Annotated in this window: 16 protein-coding genes; 10 read left to right on the top strand and 6 right to left on the bottom strand. The window is 69.5% G+C overall.

From position 1 onward, the window contains the following. The first annotated feature begins 30 nt into the window (after positions 1-30). The 3 genes from DK368_RS02460 (at position 31) to DK368_RS02450 (ending at position 1,955) form a co-directional block, all read left to right on the top strand. On the top strand, positions 31-945 hold the full coding sequence (locus DK368_RS02460) for a TIGR02587 family membrane protein (RefSeq protein WP_240002295.1): 915 nt from the start codon (positions 31-33) through the stop codon (positions 943-945). Between the two features lie 16 nt (positions 946-961). After that, positions 962-1,375: a hypothetical protein gene (locus tag DK368_RS02455; protein ID WP_114391944.1), complete on the top strand. Its 414-nt coding sequence runs from the start codon at positions 962-964 to the stop codon at positions 1,373-1,375. Between the two features lie 190 nt (positions 1,376-1,565). Next, entirely contained in the window at positions 1,566-1,955 is a 390-nt protein-coding gene (locus DK368_RS02450; protein ID WP_114391943.1) for a helix-turn-helix domain-containing protein, read from the top strand. On the opposite strand, the gene DK368_RS02445 is transcribed toward DK368_RS02450, so the two are convergent. Then, entirely contained in the window at positions 1,922-2,104 is a 183-nt protein-coding gene (locus DK368_RS02445) for a hypothetical protein (protein ID WP_114391942.1), read from the bottom strand. The two genes, DK368_RS02450 and DK368_RS02445, sit on opposite strands and share 34 nt — an antisense overlap. A gap of 130 nt (positions 2,105-2,234) precedes the next feature. Then, positions 2,235-3,044 (bottom strand): MlaA family lipoprotein, encoded by an 810-nt coding sequence (locus DK368_RS02440; protein WP_240002294.1) that lies wholly within the window; start codon positions 3,042-3,044, stop codon positions 2,235-2,237. Between the two features lie 248 nt (positions 3,045-3,292). On the opposite strand from DK368_RS02440, the gene DK368_RS02435 reads away from it, so the two are divergent. The 6 genes from DK368_RS02435 to spt all read left to right on the top strand — a co-directional run bounded on the left by DK368_RS02435 (position 3,293) and on the right by spt (position 10,410). After that, positions 3,293-4,660 carry a lipopolysaccharide biosynthesis protein gene (locus DK368_RS02435; protein ID WP_162305826.1) on the top strand — a complete coding sequence of 456 codons (1,368 nt, stop codon included), beginning with the start codon at positions 3,293-3,295 and terminating at the stop codon, positions 4,658-4,660. 65 nt (positions 4,661-4,725) lie between these two features. Further along, on the top strand, positions 4,726-5,859 hold the full coding sequence (locus tag DK368_RS02430; RefSeq protein ID WP_114391939.1) for a sensor domain-containing protein: 1,134 nt from the start codon (positions 4,726-4,728) through the stop codon (positions 5,857-5,859). A 178-nt stretch (positions 5,860-6,037) separates the two neighbouring features. Further along, positions 6,038-7,765, top strand: a complete 1,728-nt coding sequence (locus DK368_RS02425) for a fatty acyl-AMP ligase (RefSeq protein WP_114391938.1) — start codon at positions 6,038-6,040, stop codon at positions 7,763-7,765. A 5-nt stretch (positions 7,766-7,770) separates the two neighbouring features. Next, entirely contained in the window at positions 7,771-8,721 is a 951-nt protein-coding gene (locus DK368_RS02420) for an NAD-dependent epimerase/dehydratase family protein (RefSeq protein WP_114391937.1), read from the top strand. 211 nt (positions 8,722-8,932) lie between these two features. Beyond that, on the top strand, positions 8,933-9,184 hold the full coding sequence (locus DK368_RS02415; protein ID WP_114391936.1) for an acyl carrier protein: 252 nt from the start codon (positions 8,933-8,935) through the stop codon (positions 9,182-9,184). Between the two features lie 2 nt (positions 9,185-9,186). Next, entirely contained in the window at positions 9,187-10,410 is a 1,224-nt protein-coding gene (gene spt / locus DK368_RS02410) for a serine palmitoyltransferase (RefSeq protein ID WP_114391935.1), read from the top strand. Positions 10,411-10,498: 88 nt separating this feature from the next. Here the strand turns inward: spt and DK368_RS02405 are convergent, their stop codons facing one another. The 4 genes from DK368_RS02405 to DK368_RS02390 are packed head-to-tail and all read right to left on the bottom strand — an operon-like array spanning position 10,499 to position 14,163. Continuing rightward, the gene (locus tag DK368_RS02405; protein WP_114391934.1) at positions 10,499-11,095 is read right to left on the bottom strand and encodes a class I SAM-dependent methyltransferase; all 597 of its coding nucleotides are present in this window, start codon (positions 11,093-11,095) and stop codon (positions 10,499-10,501) included. Positions 11,096-11,104: 9 nt separating this feature from the next. After that, on the bottom strand, positions 11,105-12,064 hold the full coding sequence (locus DK368_RS02400) for a hypothetical protein (RefSeq protein ID WP_114391933.1): 960 nt from the start codon (positions 12,062-12,064) through the stop codon (positions 11,105-11,107). A 1-nt stretch (position 12,065) separates the two neighbouring features. Continuing rightward, the gene (locus DK368_RS02395; RefSeq protein ID WP_114391932.1) at positions 12,066-13,025 is read right to left on the bottom strand and encodes a diacylglycerol kinase family protein; all 960 of its coding nucleotides are present in this window, start codon (positions 13,023-13,025) and stop codon (positions 12,066-12,068) included. Positions 13,026-13,044: 19 nt separating this feature from the next. Beyond that, complete coding sequence (locus DK368_RS02390; protein ID WP_114392091.1) at positions 13,045-14,163, bottom strand: CDP-alcohol phosphatidyltransferase family protein; 1,119 nt, start codon at positions 14,161-14,163, stop codon at positions 13,045-13,047. A 239-nt stretch (positions 14,164-14,402) separates the two neighbouring features. On the opposite strand from DK368_RS02390, the gene DK368_RS02385 reads away from it, so the two are divergent. After that, positions 14,403-15,347 (top strand): metallophosphoesterase family protein, encoded by a 945-nt coding sequence (locus DK368_RS02385; protein ID WP_162305825.1) that lies wholly within the window; start codon positions 14,403-14,405, stop codon positions 15,345-15,347. The last annotated feature ends 4 nt before the right edge of the window (positions 15,348-15,351 follow it).

The following is a 15,351-nucleotide window of genomic DNA, read 5'->3' as shown; positions in this document are numbered from 1 at the left end:
GCGCATCCGTCGCGGAACCGTCTTCCCGCCGTGTCCGTTCCCGTGGGCACGGGCAACAAGGGGCCGCTGGACCGTGCGGCTGGAGGGGGGGCGGTGATGGCGGCCCGGATCAGCAACCGTGACTATGCCGTGGTGCTGGGCCGGGCCTTCGGCGGCGCCCTGATCTTCTCCATGCCCATGCTGATGACCATGGAGATGTGGTGGCTGGGCTTTTCTGCCGACCGGCTGCGTCTGGCCCTGTTCCTGCTGGCGGTCTTCCCCCTGCTGGTCGGGCTGTCCTACTTCGCCGGGCTGCGCGAGACGGAGCGTTGGACCGATGCTGTCCAGGATGCGCTGACCGCCTATGCCGTCGGGTTCCTGTCCAGCGCCCTGTTCCTCTGGCTGTTCGGGGTGCTGGCGCCGGAGCAGACCCTGGCGGAGATGCTGGGCAAGGTGGCATTGCAGGCGGTTCCGGCCAGCATCGGGGCCGTGCTGTCACGCACCCAGCTCAACCTCGACGGCGGTCCCGGCGACACCCGCCCCGGCAGCGCCGGGCCGCGGACCCCGCGGGGTGATCCTTATGCCATCGAATTGTTCTTCATGACGGTGGGGGCGCTGTTCGTGGCCTTCAACGTGGCCCCGACCGAGGAAATGCTGCTGATCGCGTTCCAGATGTCGTCGCTCCAGGCCCTGGCCCTGGCTCTGGTGTCGCTGCTGCTGATGCACGCCTTCGTCTACACCCTGGATTTCGCCGGCCAGGAATCCCCGCCCGAGCATGCGTCTCTGGCCGGAATCTTCTTCCGTTTCACCGTGGTCGGCTATGCCATCGCCCTGCTGGTCAGCCTCTATGTGCTGTGGACCTTCGGACGGACGGACGGGCTGGGGCCGGCGGAGGTGATGCAGACCACGGTGGTGCTGGGCTTCGCCAGCGCCATCGGCGCGGCCACGGCCCGGCTGATCCTGTAGCGGAAAGGACGCTTCGATGGGACAGGGCGGCGGACAACGCCGGCATGGGGGCGAGGAGGGGGTGCCGCCGCTGGAATGGGCGGTGTCGCTGCTGGGCGCGGCGCTGGTGCTTTCCAGCCTTGGCTATCTCGGTTGGCAGGCCGTGGGCGAACGGACCACGCCGCCGGATATCGTCGCGGACGTGCGCAGCGCCCGGCCGCGGGGCAGTGGCTGGCTGATCGGAGTCGAGGTCCGCAACAGCGGCGGCAGCACCGCCGCGGCGGTCGAGATCCGCGGGCGGCTGGAGCAGGCCGGGACGCTGGTGGAGGAATCGGCGGTGACACTGGACTATCTGCCGGCCGCGTCCAGCCGCCGGATCGGCCTGATCTTCCAGCATGATCCCACCTGCTGCGACCTGCGCGTGCTGGCGGAAGGCTATGCCGAGCCGTAGGTCCCGGCCTGCAAATCATCACGGGGGGGGGGGATCGCGGGGGCATCCTTCGCCCGCTGAATCTCACACCCGGCCCGTGGGGATCTGTGGCTAGACTCGCGTCCTGACAGGGGATGTGCGGCGATCGTTCCGGATGCAAAACGGATCTGGCGGCGTGCAGCTGAGCGGGGCGCAGGTGAGCGGGGCAGGGATGCAGACGGGCGTGGTGAAGCTGGCGGGACGGGTGGTGGCGCATTTCCGCAGCCTGGACCCGGAGATCGGTGCGGTGGCCATGGCCATCCTGCTGACGGTGGCCGAGGCGGGCGAGATCGGCATGAAGGACATCGCCTGCCGGGTGGGGGTGGTGAAATCCTCGGTCAGCCGCACGGTGGCCGTGATGTCCCGGACGGGGCACAAGGGGATGCCGGGCCATGATCTGCTGACCTGGCGGGAGGACCCGCTGGACCGGCGCAACAAGCTGGTCTCCCTGACCCGGCCGGGCCGGGAGTTCATGGCCGAGCTTGAGCGGGTGGCCGACAGGCAGGCGGAAGCCCGGTCCCCGGCCCCCTACATCGGCAGCGGCCTGCTCGGCGTGGGATAGCCGGGATCGGCCGGATGGGCCGGCTCGGTGGGGATGCCTGTGCCGGGCAGGTCCGGATTGTCCGGCAGGCCGCCGGGCAGTCCCTGACCGGGCAGGTCTTCATTGGGGAACGGGCGTTCCTTCGGCGGCACGGGCTGCGGTCTGGGCATGGGCCGTCTCTCCTGGGGTGCAGGGCCGGGGTGCGCCGGACCCAGGATGACGTCAGGGCCGGCGCACCGGTCCCCCTGCAACAGGGGCGGATCGGGTCCGGTTCCCCGCCGACCGCTCGACTGCGCGGTTCTACTGGTCCGCCGCCTCGTAATCCGGAATGTCCGGCAGACGGCTTGCGTCCGGGGCACCGTCGCGGATCCAGCCGTCGCGGCGCTGGCGGTAGAGCGAGCGCATGGCGGCGTAATAGTCGAAGCTGTTGCGGCGCAGATCGTCGATGACGTCGATATAGCCGGCGCGGGTATCCAGCACCGTCAGACCGGCGCGGGTGTAGTTGGCCCACTCCAGGTCGTTGTTGCTGGCATAGAGGCTGACCGGATCGCCCAGATACTCGGCGCCGAAGCCGACGGCATCGCGCACCGAGGAGGCACCGATCAGCGGCAGCACGAGATAGGGCCCCTCGGGCACGCCCCAGACGGCCAGGGTCTGGTCGAAGCTCTCATACTCGTAGGGGATGCCCTGCTGGGCCGCCACGTCGATCAGGCCGCCGATGCCGACGGTGGTGTTGAGGGCGAAGCGCTTCAGCACATTGCCGGCGCCATCCCAGTCGCCCTGCAGCGTCTGGTTGGCCAGGTCCAGCGGCGAGCGCAGGTTGCGCAGGGCGTTGCGGACACCGGTCTGGGCCGGGTCCGGCACCACCTCGCGGTAAATTTCCGCCGCCGGGCGCAGCAGCACCACATCCAGCAGTTCGTTGAACCAGAAGACGCCGCGGTTGATCGGCTCCAGCGGATCGTTGGTGTTGTCGGCTTCCGTCGGTGCCGGCGGAGCCTCCTGGGCCGTGGCCAGCGAGGTCGACAGGGCCGTGGAGGAGAGAACCAGAAGCCAGGTGGCCGCGGTTGCCAGCCGGCGCAGGCGATGGGGGCGGTCGAGGACGGTTGGCACGGGCATGGTTCCTGGGTCGGCAAGGGATGAATAAGGCGTCGATACGGCGTCCCTGTACGCGCGATCGTCCGACGCGAACAAAGATCCACTTTAAGCCTGCACCTTGTACGGTGCGTAAAGAATTGTTCAAAGTGACGTCGGTCACACCATGCATACCGTGCAAACGGGCTAGAGGGTGGGCCGCACGGTCCCGTGACGCGACACTGTCCCATTCCCCGGGGCGCGGCGGGCTGCTACATCAGCGCACCATGGCAGAACCGCTTCCCACCCCACCCGATCCGACCATGCCGCCGCCCCGCTGGTTCGCCGACCAGCGGTTGCGCCGCCTGTTCAGCAATGCCGGCATCCTGCTGGGCGGAAAAGGCTTCAATGCCCTGTTCAGCCTGGCCGGCCTGGCCATCGCCGCCCGGGCGCTCGGCGCCGAGGAATTTGGCGTGCTGGTGCTGATCCACACCTTCACCCAGGCCATCGGCGAGATCGCCAAGTTCCAGTCCTGGCAGGCCGTGATCCGCTACGGCACCCCGGCCCTGGACAGCGGCGACCGGCCGGCTTTCCAGCGGCTGCTGCGCTTCACCGTGCTGCTGGACGGGGTCAGCGCCCTGGCCGGCATGGTCCTGTCGGTGCTCATCGCCTGGTTCGTCGGCCCGCATCTGCATTGGCCGGCGGAGGTGATGCCGGCGGCGCTGATCTATGTGACCTCGGTTCTGTTCATGGTGACGGCCACGCCGACCGGCGTGCTGCGCCTGGTCGACCGCTTCTCGCTCCTCTCGGTGCAGGGCACGCTGGGCTGGTTCGTGCGCATGGCCGCGGGTCTGGCCGTTTGGCTTGCCGGCGGCGGTCTGGTCGCCTTCCTGGCCGCCTGGTATCTGGCCACGGTGGTGGCCGGCCTGTTCCTGATCGCTGCCGGCTGGCGCGAGCTGCGCACGCGTGGCCTGCTGGAGGGGTTCCGCTGGCGCGGGGAGGGGCCGATGACCCACGGCTTTCCGGGCATCTGGAGCTTCGTCTGGTCCACCAACCTGAATTCCACCCTGGAACTGGCCTTTACCCATGTGGGCACGCTGGTGGTGGGCTGGATGATGGGGTCGACCGAGGCCGGCCTGTTCCGGGTGGCGCGCCAGGTGGCCGACGGCGTGGCCAAGCCGGCCAAGCTGCTGGTGCCGGCCATCTATCCCGAACTGGCGCGTCTGGCCGCCGCCGGCGACCGGGCCTCGATGCGCCATCTGATCGAACGGTCGGCCCTGATCGCCGGGGCCGGGGCCACGGCCCTGATGCTGGTGGCGGCGCTGCTGGGCAAGCCGCTGCTGTCGCTGGTGCTGGGACCGGAGTTCGTCTCCGCCTACGGCGTCATGCTCTGGCTGATCGCGGCGGCCGTGGTCGGCATCTGGTCCTTTCCGCTGGAGCCCATGCTGATCTCCAACGGTCAGGCGGGCACGGCCACGCGCATCCGCGCCTGGACCTCGGCCCTGTACATCCCGGCCTTGTTCCTGGCGCTCGACCATGCCGGGCTGGCGGGGGCGGGCTGGGTCCGCCTTGCGGTGGCCGTGCTGATGTTCGCCGCATTCCTGCGGCCGGTGCTGCGCTGGTTCCGCCAGCCGGCGGTGCAATCCGCCGGATAGGCCGGGCCGGTGCGAAGAAAGGGGGGGCGGCTGTTCCGGGCCGTCCTCGCAGGGGTCAGGACAGCATGAAGATCGCCTTCTACTACAACACCCAGTACCACCAGATCCTGCACAGCCTGCCGGTGGCCTTCGAGCTGTCGGCCCTGCGTCCGGATTTCGATGTCTGCATCCTGGCCTCGACCCAGGGACATCTGGATTTCATCCGCGGCCTGCAACCCCTTTATCCCGAGGCGCGGGTGCAGTACTGCCTGCTGGACGAACCGGCGGCCTTCAGCCTCTATCGCCGGGTCCGGCCCGTCACCGTGGCGCCGAAGCTGTGGACGCTGTGGCACAACCGCCGTCTGTTCGACAGTTTCGACGCCATCGTTCTGACCGAGAAGACCAGCCTCAATCTCAAGCGCTTCGGCGTGACCCGGCCGAAATTCATCCATACGGCCCATGGCGCCGGTGACCGGGCCACGGCCGTGGACAAGCGCATCGCCAAGTTCGACTTCGCCCTGACCCCGGGACCGAAGACAGCCAAGTGGCTGCTGGACCTGGGCATCATCCGCCCCGGCCATTACGCTGTCGGTGCCTACGCCAAGTTCGATCTGGTGCGGCGGCTGCGGCAGGAGCGGGCGCCGCTGTTCCCGGCGCAGCGCCCGACCATCCTCTACAATCCGCATTTCCGCCCGGCCCTGTCCTCCTGGCCCGATTGGGGCTTCCGCATCCTCGATCAGGTCGCGGCCAGCGACCGCTTCAATCTGATCTTCGCGCCGCATGTGCGCCTGTTCGATCCGCCCACGCCCGACAGCTACGCGCCCTTTGCCCGCTATCGCGGCCTGCCGCACATGCTGATCGATCTCGGCAGCACGCGGAGCATTGATATGACCTATGTCACAGCGGCCGATCTCTACATGGGCGATGTCAGCAGCCAGGTTTACGAGTTTCTGCTGTCACCGCGCCCCTGCCTGTTCCTGAACGCGCATGGGGTCGCCTGGCAGGGGGATGACCGCTACCGTTTCTGGACGTTGGGGCCTGTGGTGGACGATGTGCGCGCGGTCATGGCCGGGCTGGACGATGCCTTCGCCCGCGAGGCGGAGTTCCGCCCGGTGCAGACGGCCGCCGTGGCGGAGACCTTCGATCTCGGCGTGCCACATCCGGCACGGCACAATGCGGAGATCCTGGCTGATTTCCTGGATCGGCCGGGGCGTGCCTGACATGCTGGCCCCGCCGGAGCGCCGTCATTGCCGCAGGCGGGGCGTCTCTGCTAAGAGCGCCGCGCAGCGGTCCCGGCCGGGTGGCGGGCGGCCGTGTTTTGTTGTGCGGTCCTGCCCGTTGTGCGCAATATCCGCCCCGCCCTGCCGGGGCTTTCTCTTGTCGTTGGAATGAGTTGCCATGGTCAGTGTTACACCGTCGGAGTCCGGGCTGGCTCCCCGCCTTGCCGAGTTCGGGACTGTTGCCGAAGCCCTCGACTACGCCGCCAAGGGTGCGACCGGGTTCAACTTCTATTCCGGCCGGGGTGAACTGGTCGAGGTGCTGTCCTACCGGGACCTGCGCGACCAGGCGCTGGATCTGGCGCAGCGCATGCTGCGCGCCGGTCTGGTGCCGGGGGAACGCATCGCCATCGTCGCGGAATCCGACGGCGATTTCATGCGGGCCTTTGCCGCCTGCCAGTATGCCGGCCTGGTGCCGGCGCCGCTGCCGCTGCCCGCGGCCTTCGGCGGCAAGGACCATTATATCGACCATATCCGCCGCATGATCCAGGGCGCCCAGGCCAGCGCGGCCCTGGCGCCCGCCGCCCTGGGCGAATGGCTTCAGGCCGCCACCGACGGGCTGGGCCTGAAGGCGGTGGGGACGCTGGCCCTGTTCCAGGACATTCCCGCCGCCGGCGCCGACCTGCCGAAGGTCCGCGGCGACCATCTCTGCTATCTGCAGTTCTCGTCGGGCAGCACGCGCTTTCCCCTGGGCGTGGCTGTCACCCAGGATGCGCTGATGGCCAATGCCGCCGGTATCACCCGGCACGGGTTGCAGGTGCGGGGCGGCGACCGTGCCACCTCCTGGCTGCCGCTCTACCACGATATGGGGCTGGTGGGCTTCATGCTGGCGCCGCTGATCGCGCAGCTCAGCGTCGATTACCTGCCGACGCGGGAATTCGCCCGCCGGCCGCTGCTCTGGCTCAGCCTCATCACGCGCAATGGCGGCACCATCTCCTACAGCCCCAGCTTCGGCTACGAGCTGGCCGCCCGCCGGGCCGAGACGGCCTCGACCGAGGAACTGGACCTGTCGCGCTGGCGCGTGGCCGGCATCGGCGGCGACATGGTGCGTCCGCGGGTGATGGAGCGTTTCAGCACGGCCTTTGCCGCGCGTGGCTTCCGGCGCGAGGCCTTCGTCGCCAGCTATGGCATGGCCGAGGCCAGCTTGGCGCTGACCTTCGCGCCGCTGGACCGCGGCATCGTCACCGATCTGATCGAGCTGGACCGGCTGGAAAACGAGCAGATCGCCGTGCCGGCCCAGACCGAGTCGACCCGGGCCCGCGCCTTCGTGCTCAATGGCCCGCCGCTGCCGGGCCATGCAGTGGAGGTGCGTGACGAGGATGGCAAGCCGCTGCCGGAGCGTCGCGTCGGCCGCATCTTCGCCCGCGGTCCGTCGCTGATGAAGGCGTATTTCGGCCGGCCGGAGGAAACGGCGGCCGTCATGGGCGCCGATGGCTGGCTCGATACCGGCGATCTCGGCTACATCTGCGATGGTCAGATCGTCATCACCGGCCGCGCCAAGGACCTGATCCTGGTCAATGGCCGCAACATCTGGCCGCAGGATCTGGAATGGACGGCCGAGCATCAGGTGGCCGGCCTGCGCAGCGGCGACGTGGCCGCCTTCTCCGTCGATGCCGAGTCCGGCGAGGCGGTGACGGTGCTGGTGCAGTGCCGTTCCGCCGATCCCGCCGCCCGCACCGCGCTGGAGCAGGAGGTGGCCGGTGTGCTGCGTGCCGCCCACGGAGTCGAGGTCAAGGTGGTGCTGGTGCCGACCCATGCCTTGCCGCAGACCTCGTCGGGCAAGCTCAGCCGGTCGCGGGCCAAGCAGATGTATCTGCACGGTGCCTTCGCTGCCCCGTCGGCGGCCTGAGGGCCATGCAGCGTCCCGTTGCCGCCCTGACCGGCGGGACCGGCTTCCTGGGCCGCTATCTGGTCCGGGCACTGGACCGCGCCGGCTTCCGGGTGCGCCTGCTGGCGCGGCAGGACCCGGTGCATCCGCTGCTGCAGCCTGTGGCGCTGGAACTGGTACCGGGGGACCTGTTCAGTGACGGGGCGCTGGACCGCCTGGTCGCCGGGGCGGCGGTGGTGATCCATGCCGCCGGCCTGATCAAGGCCGTCAACCGCGCCGGTTTCTTCCGCATCAACGAAGCCGGGTCGGCCCGGCTGGGACAGGCGGTGGCGCGCTGCGCCCCTGCCGCCCGGCTGCTGCTGGTCTCCAGCCAGGCGGCGCGGGAGCCGACCCTGTCCGACTATGCCGCCAGCAAGCACGCCGGGGAGCGGGCCGCCATCGCCGCCATCGGTGCCGGAGAATGGCTGGTGGTACGCCCGCCGGCCATTTACGGCCCCTGGGACCGGGAAACCCTGGCCCTGTTCAAGGCCGCGTCCGGCCCACTTGTGCCCGTTCCCGGTGGACCCGAGGCCCGAATCGCCATGATCGAGGCAACGGACTGCGCCGCGGCCGTGGCCGCACTGGCCCGACCCGGCGGACCGGCGGGGCGGGTATTCGAACTGGCCGACGGAAATCCCGCGGGGTATGGCTGGGGCGAGATCCTGGACGCCGCCGCCGCGGCGGTCGGGCGCCGGGCCGTCCGCGTCCCCGTTCCCGGCCCGGCGCTGGCCGCTCTGGGGCTGGCCGGAACGGCAAAGGCATGGGCGACCCGCAGGCCAGTCATGCTGACTGCGGGTAAGGTGCGTGAGATCCGTCACTGCGACTGGTCTGTTGCCCCCACTACCCTTCCGCCCCTGTCGCTGTGGCGGCCTTCGTCGGACATCGTCAAAGGATTCGCCGCCGCCGTGGCCTGGTACCGGGCGGAGGGCTGGCTCTAGGCCCTCCAGCCTAGCCGTAGGGGACGATGTTGCGGAATTGTCAATCGCGCAGATTTCTGGACTGTCCAGTACGGTTATACAGTAGTTTGCGCTTGCATCCTGGAGCGTTGCACTTACCTTACGAGACCGTGACGCTTTTCTTTCCGATATCCGGCCTTTCAGCCAATTCAAAGAAGCAAGACCATCCTATGCCAAATCCCGGGTGCGTTGAATGAACGCCGAGATCGACGAGATCGTGACTGAAATCATTCATGCCCTCGGGCCCAGCCTGCAAGCGCCGGTCACAATAACACCTGATACCAGCATCACCCGGGATCTGGGACTGGACTCCCTGGCGGTGATGGATTTCGTCATGGTGCTTGAAGACAAGTTCGACGTCTCGATCCCCTTGGAGCGGATCGCCGAGGTCGAGACGGTCGGCGACTTGGCCTTGACGATTCAGGAACTCCGGGGGCGCGCCTGAATATGACGATTCTCGCAAAATTCTCACCGCTGCGTGAGAACTACGAACGACTGCGGTCCTTTGGCCATGATCCGTTTTCCGTCCGGTTCGAGCGCATCCTGTCGCCGACGGAAGGGCTGTTGAACGGCCGCAGGACCATCCTGCTCGGGACCAACAATTATCTGGGCCTGACCTTCGACGAGAGCGCGATTGCCGCCGGTGTCGAGGCGCTGACCCAGCAGGGGACGGGCACCACCGGCTCCCGCATCGCCAACGGCAGCTATGCCGGCCATGGCGATCTGGAAAAGGCGCTGGCCGACTTCTACGGCCGCCAGCACTGCATGGTGTTCACCACCGGCTATCAGGCCAATCTGGGCATGATCTCGACGCTGGTCGGCAAGGACGACATCCTGCTGATCGACAGCGACAGCCACGCCAGCATCTATGATGCCGCCAAGATGGGCACGGCCCAGGTGGTGCGCTTCCGGCACAACGACCCGGACGATCTGTACAAGCGGCTGCGCCGCCTGTCCGACCATCCCGGCAACAAGCTGGTGGTGGTCGAGGGCATCTATTCCATGCTGGGCGATGCCGCCCCGATCAAGGAATTCGCCCAGGTCAAGCGCGAGACCGGTGCCTTCCTGCTGGTGGACGAGGCCCATTCCATGGGCGTGCTGGGTCCGACGGGCCGCGGCCAGGCCGAAGCGGATGGGGTTGAGGCCGATGTCGATTTCATCGTCGGCACCTTCTCCAAGAGCCTGGGGGCCGTCGGCGGCTTCTGCGTCTCCGACCTGCCGGATTTCGACATCCTGCGCGTGGCCTGCCGGCCCTATATGTTCACGGCCTCGCTGCCGCCGTCGGTCATCGCCACCACCCTGCAATCGCTGAAGCGGCTGCAGCAGGAGCCGGATTTGCGCCATCGGCTGATGGGCAATGCCGAGCGGCTGTACAAGGGGCTGATGGATCTGGGCTTCTCCGTCGGTCCGCAGCCCAACCCCATCGTGTCGGTGATCCTGCCGTCGAAGGAGGTGGCCATCGCCTTCTGGAACGCCCTGCTGGATGCCGGCCTGTATCTCAATCTGGCGTTGCCGCCGGCCACGCCCAACAGCATGGCCCTGCTGCGCACCAGCGTCAGCGCGGCGCACACGACCGAACAGATCGACCAGGCCCTCGACCTGTTCGCCCAGGTCGGCCAGCAGCTCGGCGTGCTGCCGGCCAAGGAGTTCGTCCAGGCCGCGGCCGAGTAAGGCGCACGGTCCAATCATAACGAGGTTGCGACCGGCCCGGCGGCAACGCCGGGCCGGTTCGTTTTCGGGCGTTTGCTCCGGGCGGGCGTCAGCCCCGGCGCCGCCAGAGCCAGGCCTGCCAGTCCTGCTGCCGGCGGGGCCGGCCCGGCGGCCGGCGCCACTGTTCCACCAGATCGAATCCGGCACGGCGATAGAGGGCGGCCAGCGATTGCGGCCGGCGGAAGGCCAGATAGCGCCCGTCGGCCCAGCCCTCTTCGCCGGCGCCGCTGGGGTCGCAGGCATAGAGGATACCGCCGGGGCGCAGGCACCGGCGCAGCCGCTGCAATAGGTCCGGCAGCTCGGCCGTGGCGATGTGGAACAACACGGCCTGGGCGAACAGGCCGTCGAAGGCGGCCGGGGGCAGGGGCGCGGTGCGCAGATCGGCCTCCCACACCGGACAGCCGCTGTGCCGCCGGGCCACATCGGCCAGCACGGAACACCCGTCCAGCCCCACGGCCCGTTCGCCGGCCCTGGCGAAGGCGGCCAGATCCCGGCCGGGGCCGCAGCCCAGATCAAGGATGTCGGCCGGGTGCCGGGGCAGGGCGGCCAGGAACTTCTCCCGCGCTTCCCCCAAATCGTGGGACAGCAGCGCCTCGGCATAGGCTTCGGCATGCAGGTCGTAATGGGGCAGGCTGGACGGTTCCATGTCCCCGCCTCAGCGCACGGCGCCGCGACGCCACAGCCGCCAGAGCATCAGGGGGGCCGACAGCACCGGATGCCGCCGCTGCCACGGCGTCATCTCCGGCCGCACGCCGGAATGGCGCTCGATCTTCCACAGGATGTAATCGACGCCGCCGGTGAAGGTGAAGGCCGCCTTCACCAGCCGCGCCATGTTCAGCAGCTTGCCCAGCCGGCGGCGGACCGCCCAGGCGCGGCGGGCGCGGGCCCGTGCGGCCGGCGTCAGCCGGGGGACCAGGGGCCCGTCCGCACCCTGCTCCCAGGCCAGGCCACCGGCCGTCCAGGCCGGGGTCAGCAGCGCGGCGTAGCGGTCGCGGGCATGATCGACGATGCTGACGGCACGGTCTCCCTTTTCCACCCGCAGCTCGGCGGCATAGGTGTGGCGGAACAGGGCATCCCAGAATCCGGGCGCATCGGTGCCCTCCGGCGGCCCCAGCCGCGCGGCCCAGCCGGCCGCGGTGGTGACCGCGGCGGCGATGAGGGCGGTGACGCGCTGCCGGCTTTCCTGGTCACGGGCATACAGCAGCCGCACCGGCTGGCAGAACCGGGCCCAGATGGTGGTGTCGATGGCCCCGGCGCGCACGGCGCGGGCGAACTGGTCGGTGCGCAGCACGGCCACCTTGGCCCGCACGGTCCCGCCCTGCCAGGGCAGTTCCCAGTATTCCACCGTCGGTGGCAGCAGGCGCGTGGCCAGGGCCAGCCCGCCATGCCGGTGCCAGCCGCGCAGGGAACTGGTCAGCACATAGAAGTCCAGGATTCCGTCCAGATCGCCGGTGCGCAGCACCGAGCCATAGAACAGCACCGCCGCCACGCTGCCGCCGCCATGGTCCGCCAGGGCCGCAGCCAGGGCGGTGGCCGCCGCCGGTACCGGCAAGGTCAGTTCGGCGTCCACGGCGTGCTGCAGCCGGCTTGCGGCCACGTGGTTGCGGAAGGACATCTCAGGGGATGACAAAATCCACCACCGGGCCGGCATCGAGATGGATGGTGCCGCCGGGGCCGGGCTCGAAGCGCTCGCCATCCATGATGAAGGGCGCCGACAGCCCCAGCGTCAGCCGTTCGGCCACGCCGCTGCGGTAGCCGTCGGCCAGCATCCAGGGCGTGGGCTTGCCGCGCAGGACGGGCGCCAGGGCGGCCGTCAGCCGGGTCGGGTGGGCGGCCACATCGAGATAGCGCAACGCGCCATTCCCTTCGCCCCAGAACGGCCACAGCCCCATGACCAGCCGGTGCAGCGTGGTGGCCAGGAAGATGAAGCGGTTGCCGTCGCGGCCATTGTCGCGGCCGTCGGACACGGTCATCGGCTCGCCGTCCAGCCAGCCGTCACGGTCGCGGCCCAGCAGGGCGCTGCCCAGCACATTGGCCATGGTCAGCACCACGGCGGCATTGTTGTACAGGCCGCGGGCATGGATGCTGCTATTGGCAAGATCGGTGGCGCGGGTAAAGGCGCCGGCCCCCATGAACATGCCGCGGATGGTCTCGTGGCTGCCGTCGGGCCAGCTGATCTCCAGCAATGGCCGGCGTTGCAGGTGCGAGCCGAGGAAGCCCTTGCGCGCATCGTCGACCAGCCGGCCGAATCCTTCCAGGCCGTGGCCGGGCGAGCCCACATCGGCGGCGATGAGGTTGGTCTTGCCCGAGGCCAGGATGGCCAGCTTCGGTAACTCGCCGCCATAGGCGGCGGGCAGGGCGGTCAGCACCTCGCGCACGGTGCCGTCGCCGCCGTCGATGCAGATGATCCCCACCTCGTGCCGGGCGAAGTCGGCCAGCACCTCGGCCAGCTCGGCCGGGGTTGCCGGCTCGGCGAAGTAATAGCCCAGCAGCGCCGCCGCCTGGGTGCGCATGTCGCCGCCGCCCCGCTTGTTGCGCTGGCTGCGGGGATTGCGGATGAGACCGACGCGGATCATGAACGCGGCAGCTCCGGTCTCAGGAGGCCAGCCAGGAGCGGATCGGGCCGCGCCGGCTGGCGCCGAAGGCCTGGACGATCTGCACCATGTGGACCAGGAAGGACAGCAGCGTCCACACCGCCACGGCCACCATGCCGGTGTCCGGCTGGCCGGCCAGGGCGAACACCGTCAGCAGCAGCAGGTTGGGGTTGCGGCGGGCCGTGATCAGGCGGAACAGGCTGTCGAAGCGCCGCCAGATATGGATCTCGATCTTGAACAGGGCGATGAAGGCCCCTTCCTGCAGGCGTTGCGCCACATAGCCGCCGACGACGATGGCCAGGATCAGCCCCTCCTGTGCCAGCGGCAGGCCGACGGCGACCAGACCGGCCATCCAGGCCCAGTACCAGAAGGGCGGATGCACCAGATCGATGCCGTGGTCGAAGACATTGCCCCATTTGCTGCTGGTCAGGGTGACGCGGGCCAGCTTGCCGTCCACCGTGTCCAGGAAGGTCATGCCCCAGGCGCAGGCCAGGCCCGGCAGGAACTGGCCCTGCCAGAACAGCCAGAAGGCCAGGGCCACCAGCACGGCGCTCAGCGTCGTCACCATGTTGGGGCTGATGCCCAGCACGGCGCAGAGCTTGGTCACATGGCGGGCGGGCAGGGGCCAGACATACTTGGTCACCAGATCGGTGACGCCCTTGTAGCTGCCGCCGAACATGCGCTGTTCGATGCGGGGCAGGGCCTCCGCCGTCAGACGCAGCAGGAAGGGCGGCTCCTTCTTGCGCAGGGCGTTGTTGTAGGCCGAGGACAGATCGGCCGGCCCCACGACGCGCAGCCGGTTCTTCAGATCGGCCGGAACGATGCGGGAGCTGGTCAGCATGGCGGCAGCCGCGGCCACGTCGGAGGCGGCCACATGGGCAGCCACCGGCTCGCCCGAGCGCGGATCGGTCAGCACCGTGCCCGGCGCCTTGATCAGGTCGCGCACCAGCACCTCGTCGAAGACGAAGTCGGACCGCAACAGCACTTGGGCGCTGCCATGGTCCAGCCCGTCCCAGGCCCGCACCTGCCTGACACCGTTGCGCACCAGTGACCGCCGCAGCCGTTCCGCCGAGGTCATGCCCCACAGGCGCACCGGATTGTCGCCAAGGATGGCGCCCATCGGGGCCGCATCCGTCTTGTTGGTCTCCGCCGCAGTCACTTCATCCGCCCCGTCTGTCTCTCCATGCCGGCCATCCCGGAAAGGACGGTCCCGGCAGGCACGGCCGTACACAGCCCGCCCACCGCCGGCAGGCCGGAAACCGCGCCTAGATACCCTGGATGCGCGCCCTTGCCTATCGCGCAGGCGACAGTTTCATGACATGGTGGCCGCCGCGCCACATGACCCCGCCAATTTGTCGCATGCTTGCCTATCGCTTCGCGCATTTCTCCGACCCGCACCTGCCGCTGGACCCTGATCGCCTCCAGGGGCGGCAATGGCTGTCGAAACGGCTGTTCGGGTATCTGTCCTGGCGGCGCAAGCGCCACGCCCGGCACAGTCCCGCCGTGCTGGCGGCCCTGATCGCCGATGTGCGGGCCACGCGGCCCGATCATGTGGTGGTGACCGGCGACATCGCTAACATCGCCCTTCCCGCCGAGTTCGCGCGCGGGCTGGACTGGCTGACGGCCCTGGGCGGCCCGGCCGATGTCACCCTGGTGCCCGGCAACCACGACACGCTGGTGCCGGTGCCCTGGGCGCAGGGGCTGGGTCTGTGGCGTCCCTGGATGCAGGGGGACGACGGCGCGGCGCTGGCGGCCGACCGGCTGTTCCCCGCCGTGCGCGTGCGCGGCCCCGTGGCCTTTGTCGGGCTGAATTCCGGCCTGCCCACCCCGCCGCTGCTGGCCACCGGAACCCTGGGCGGGGAGCAGCTGCGGGCGGCGGAACAGGTGTTGTGGGATCTGGGCCGGCGCGGGCTGTTCCGCGTGGTGCTGCTGCACCATCCCGTCGGCCGTGGCGTCGTCTCGGCCCGCAAGGGCCTGACCGATGCGCCGGCCTTCCGTCAGATGCTGTCCCGCGTGGGGGCGGAGCTGCTGCTGCATGGTCATGCCCACCGTCCCAGCCTGGCCACCCTGGCCGGGCCGCTGGGGCCGGTGCCCAGCCTGACCGCCCCTTCCGCCTCGGCGGTCGGTCCCGACCGCGCCCATGCGGCGCGCTGGCATGATGTGCTGGTGCGGCGGGACGGGGCGGGCTGGCGGGCGGCGGTCACGGTACGGGGACTGGTGGAGGACGGCGGCAAATTCGCCACGCTGGGCCGGTATGAGCTGCTGCTGCCGGCCGTGCAGCCGCCAGCCGTGCTGGCCGCCTGACCGG

Source organism: Oleisolibacter albus (assembly GCF_003336875.1).
Classification (GTDB): Bacteria; Pseudomonadota; Alphaproteobacteria; order Azospirillales; family Azospirillaceae; genus Niveispirillum; species Niveispirillum album.
Note: the sequence above shows the minus strand (reverse complement) of the source record. Positions and strands in the feature narration are given on the sequence as shown.

What these genes read in the sequence shown, in the direction of transcription:
- DK368_RS02455 (WP_114391944.1), top strand. Translation starts at nt 962, where the DNA reads ATGGGACAGGGCGGCGGACAACGCCGGCATGGGGGCGAGGAGGGGGTG.
- DK368_RS02450 (WP_114391943.1), top strand. Translation starts at nt 1,566, where the DNA reads ATGCAGACGGGCGTGGTGAAGCTGGCGGGACGGGTGGTGGCGCATTTC.
- DK368_RS02445 (WP_114391942.1), bottom strand. Translation starts at nt 2,104, where the DNA reads ATGCCCAGACCGCAGCCCGTGCCGCCGAAGGAACGCCCGTTCCCCAAT.
- DK368_RS02435 (WP_162305826.1), top strand. Translation starts at nt 3,293, where the DNA reads ATGGCAGAACCGCTTCCCACCCCACCCGATCCGACCATGCCGCCGCCC.
- DK368_RS02430 (WP_114391939.1), top strand. Translation starts at nt 4,726, where the DNA reads ATGAAGATCGCCTTCTACTACAACACCCAGTACCACCAGATCCTGCAC.
- DK368_RS02425 (WP_114391938.1), top strand. Translation starts at nt 6,038, where the DNA reads ATGGTCAGTGTTACACCGTCGGAGTCCGGGCTGGCTCCCCGCCTTGCC.
- DK368_RS02420 (WP_114391937.1), top strand. Translation starts at nt 7,771, where the DNA reads ATGCAGCGTCCCGTTGCCGCCCTGACCGGCGGGACCGGCTTCCTGGGC.
- DK368_RS02415 (WP_114391936.1), top strand. Translation starts at nt 8,933, where the DNA reads ATGAACGCCGAGATCGACGAGATCGTGACTGAAATCATTCATGCCCTC.
- spt (WP_114391935.1), top strand. Translation starts at nt 9,187, where the DNA reads ATGACGATTCTCGCAAAATTCTCACCGCTGCGTGAGAACTACGAACGA.
- DK368_RS02405 (WP_114391934.1), bottom strand. Translation starts at nt 11,095, where the DNA reads ATGGAACCGTCCAGCCTGCCCCATTACGACCTGCATGCCGAAGCCTAT.
- DK368_RS02400 (WP_114391933.1), bottom strand. Translation starts at nt 12,064, where the DNA reads ATGTCCTTCCGCAACCACGTGGCCGCAAGCCGGCTGCAGCACGCCGTG.
- DK368_RS02395 (WP_114391932.1), bottom strand. Translation starts at nt 13,025, where the DNA reads ATGATCCGCGTCGGTCTCATCCGCAATCCCCGCAGCCAGCGCAACAAG.
- DK368_RS02390 (WP_114392091.1), bottom strand. Translation starts at nt 14,163, where the DNA reads ATGGGCGCCATCCTTGGCGACAATCCGGTGCGCCTGTGGGGCATGACC.
- DK368_RS02385 (WP_162305825.1), top strand. Translation starts at nt 14,403, where the DNA reads ATGCTTGCCTATCGCTTCGCGCATTTCTCCGACCCGCACCTGCCGCTG.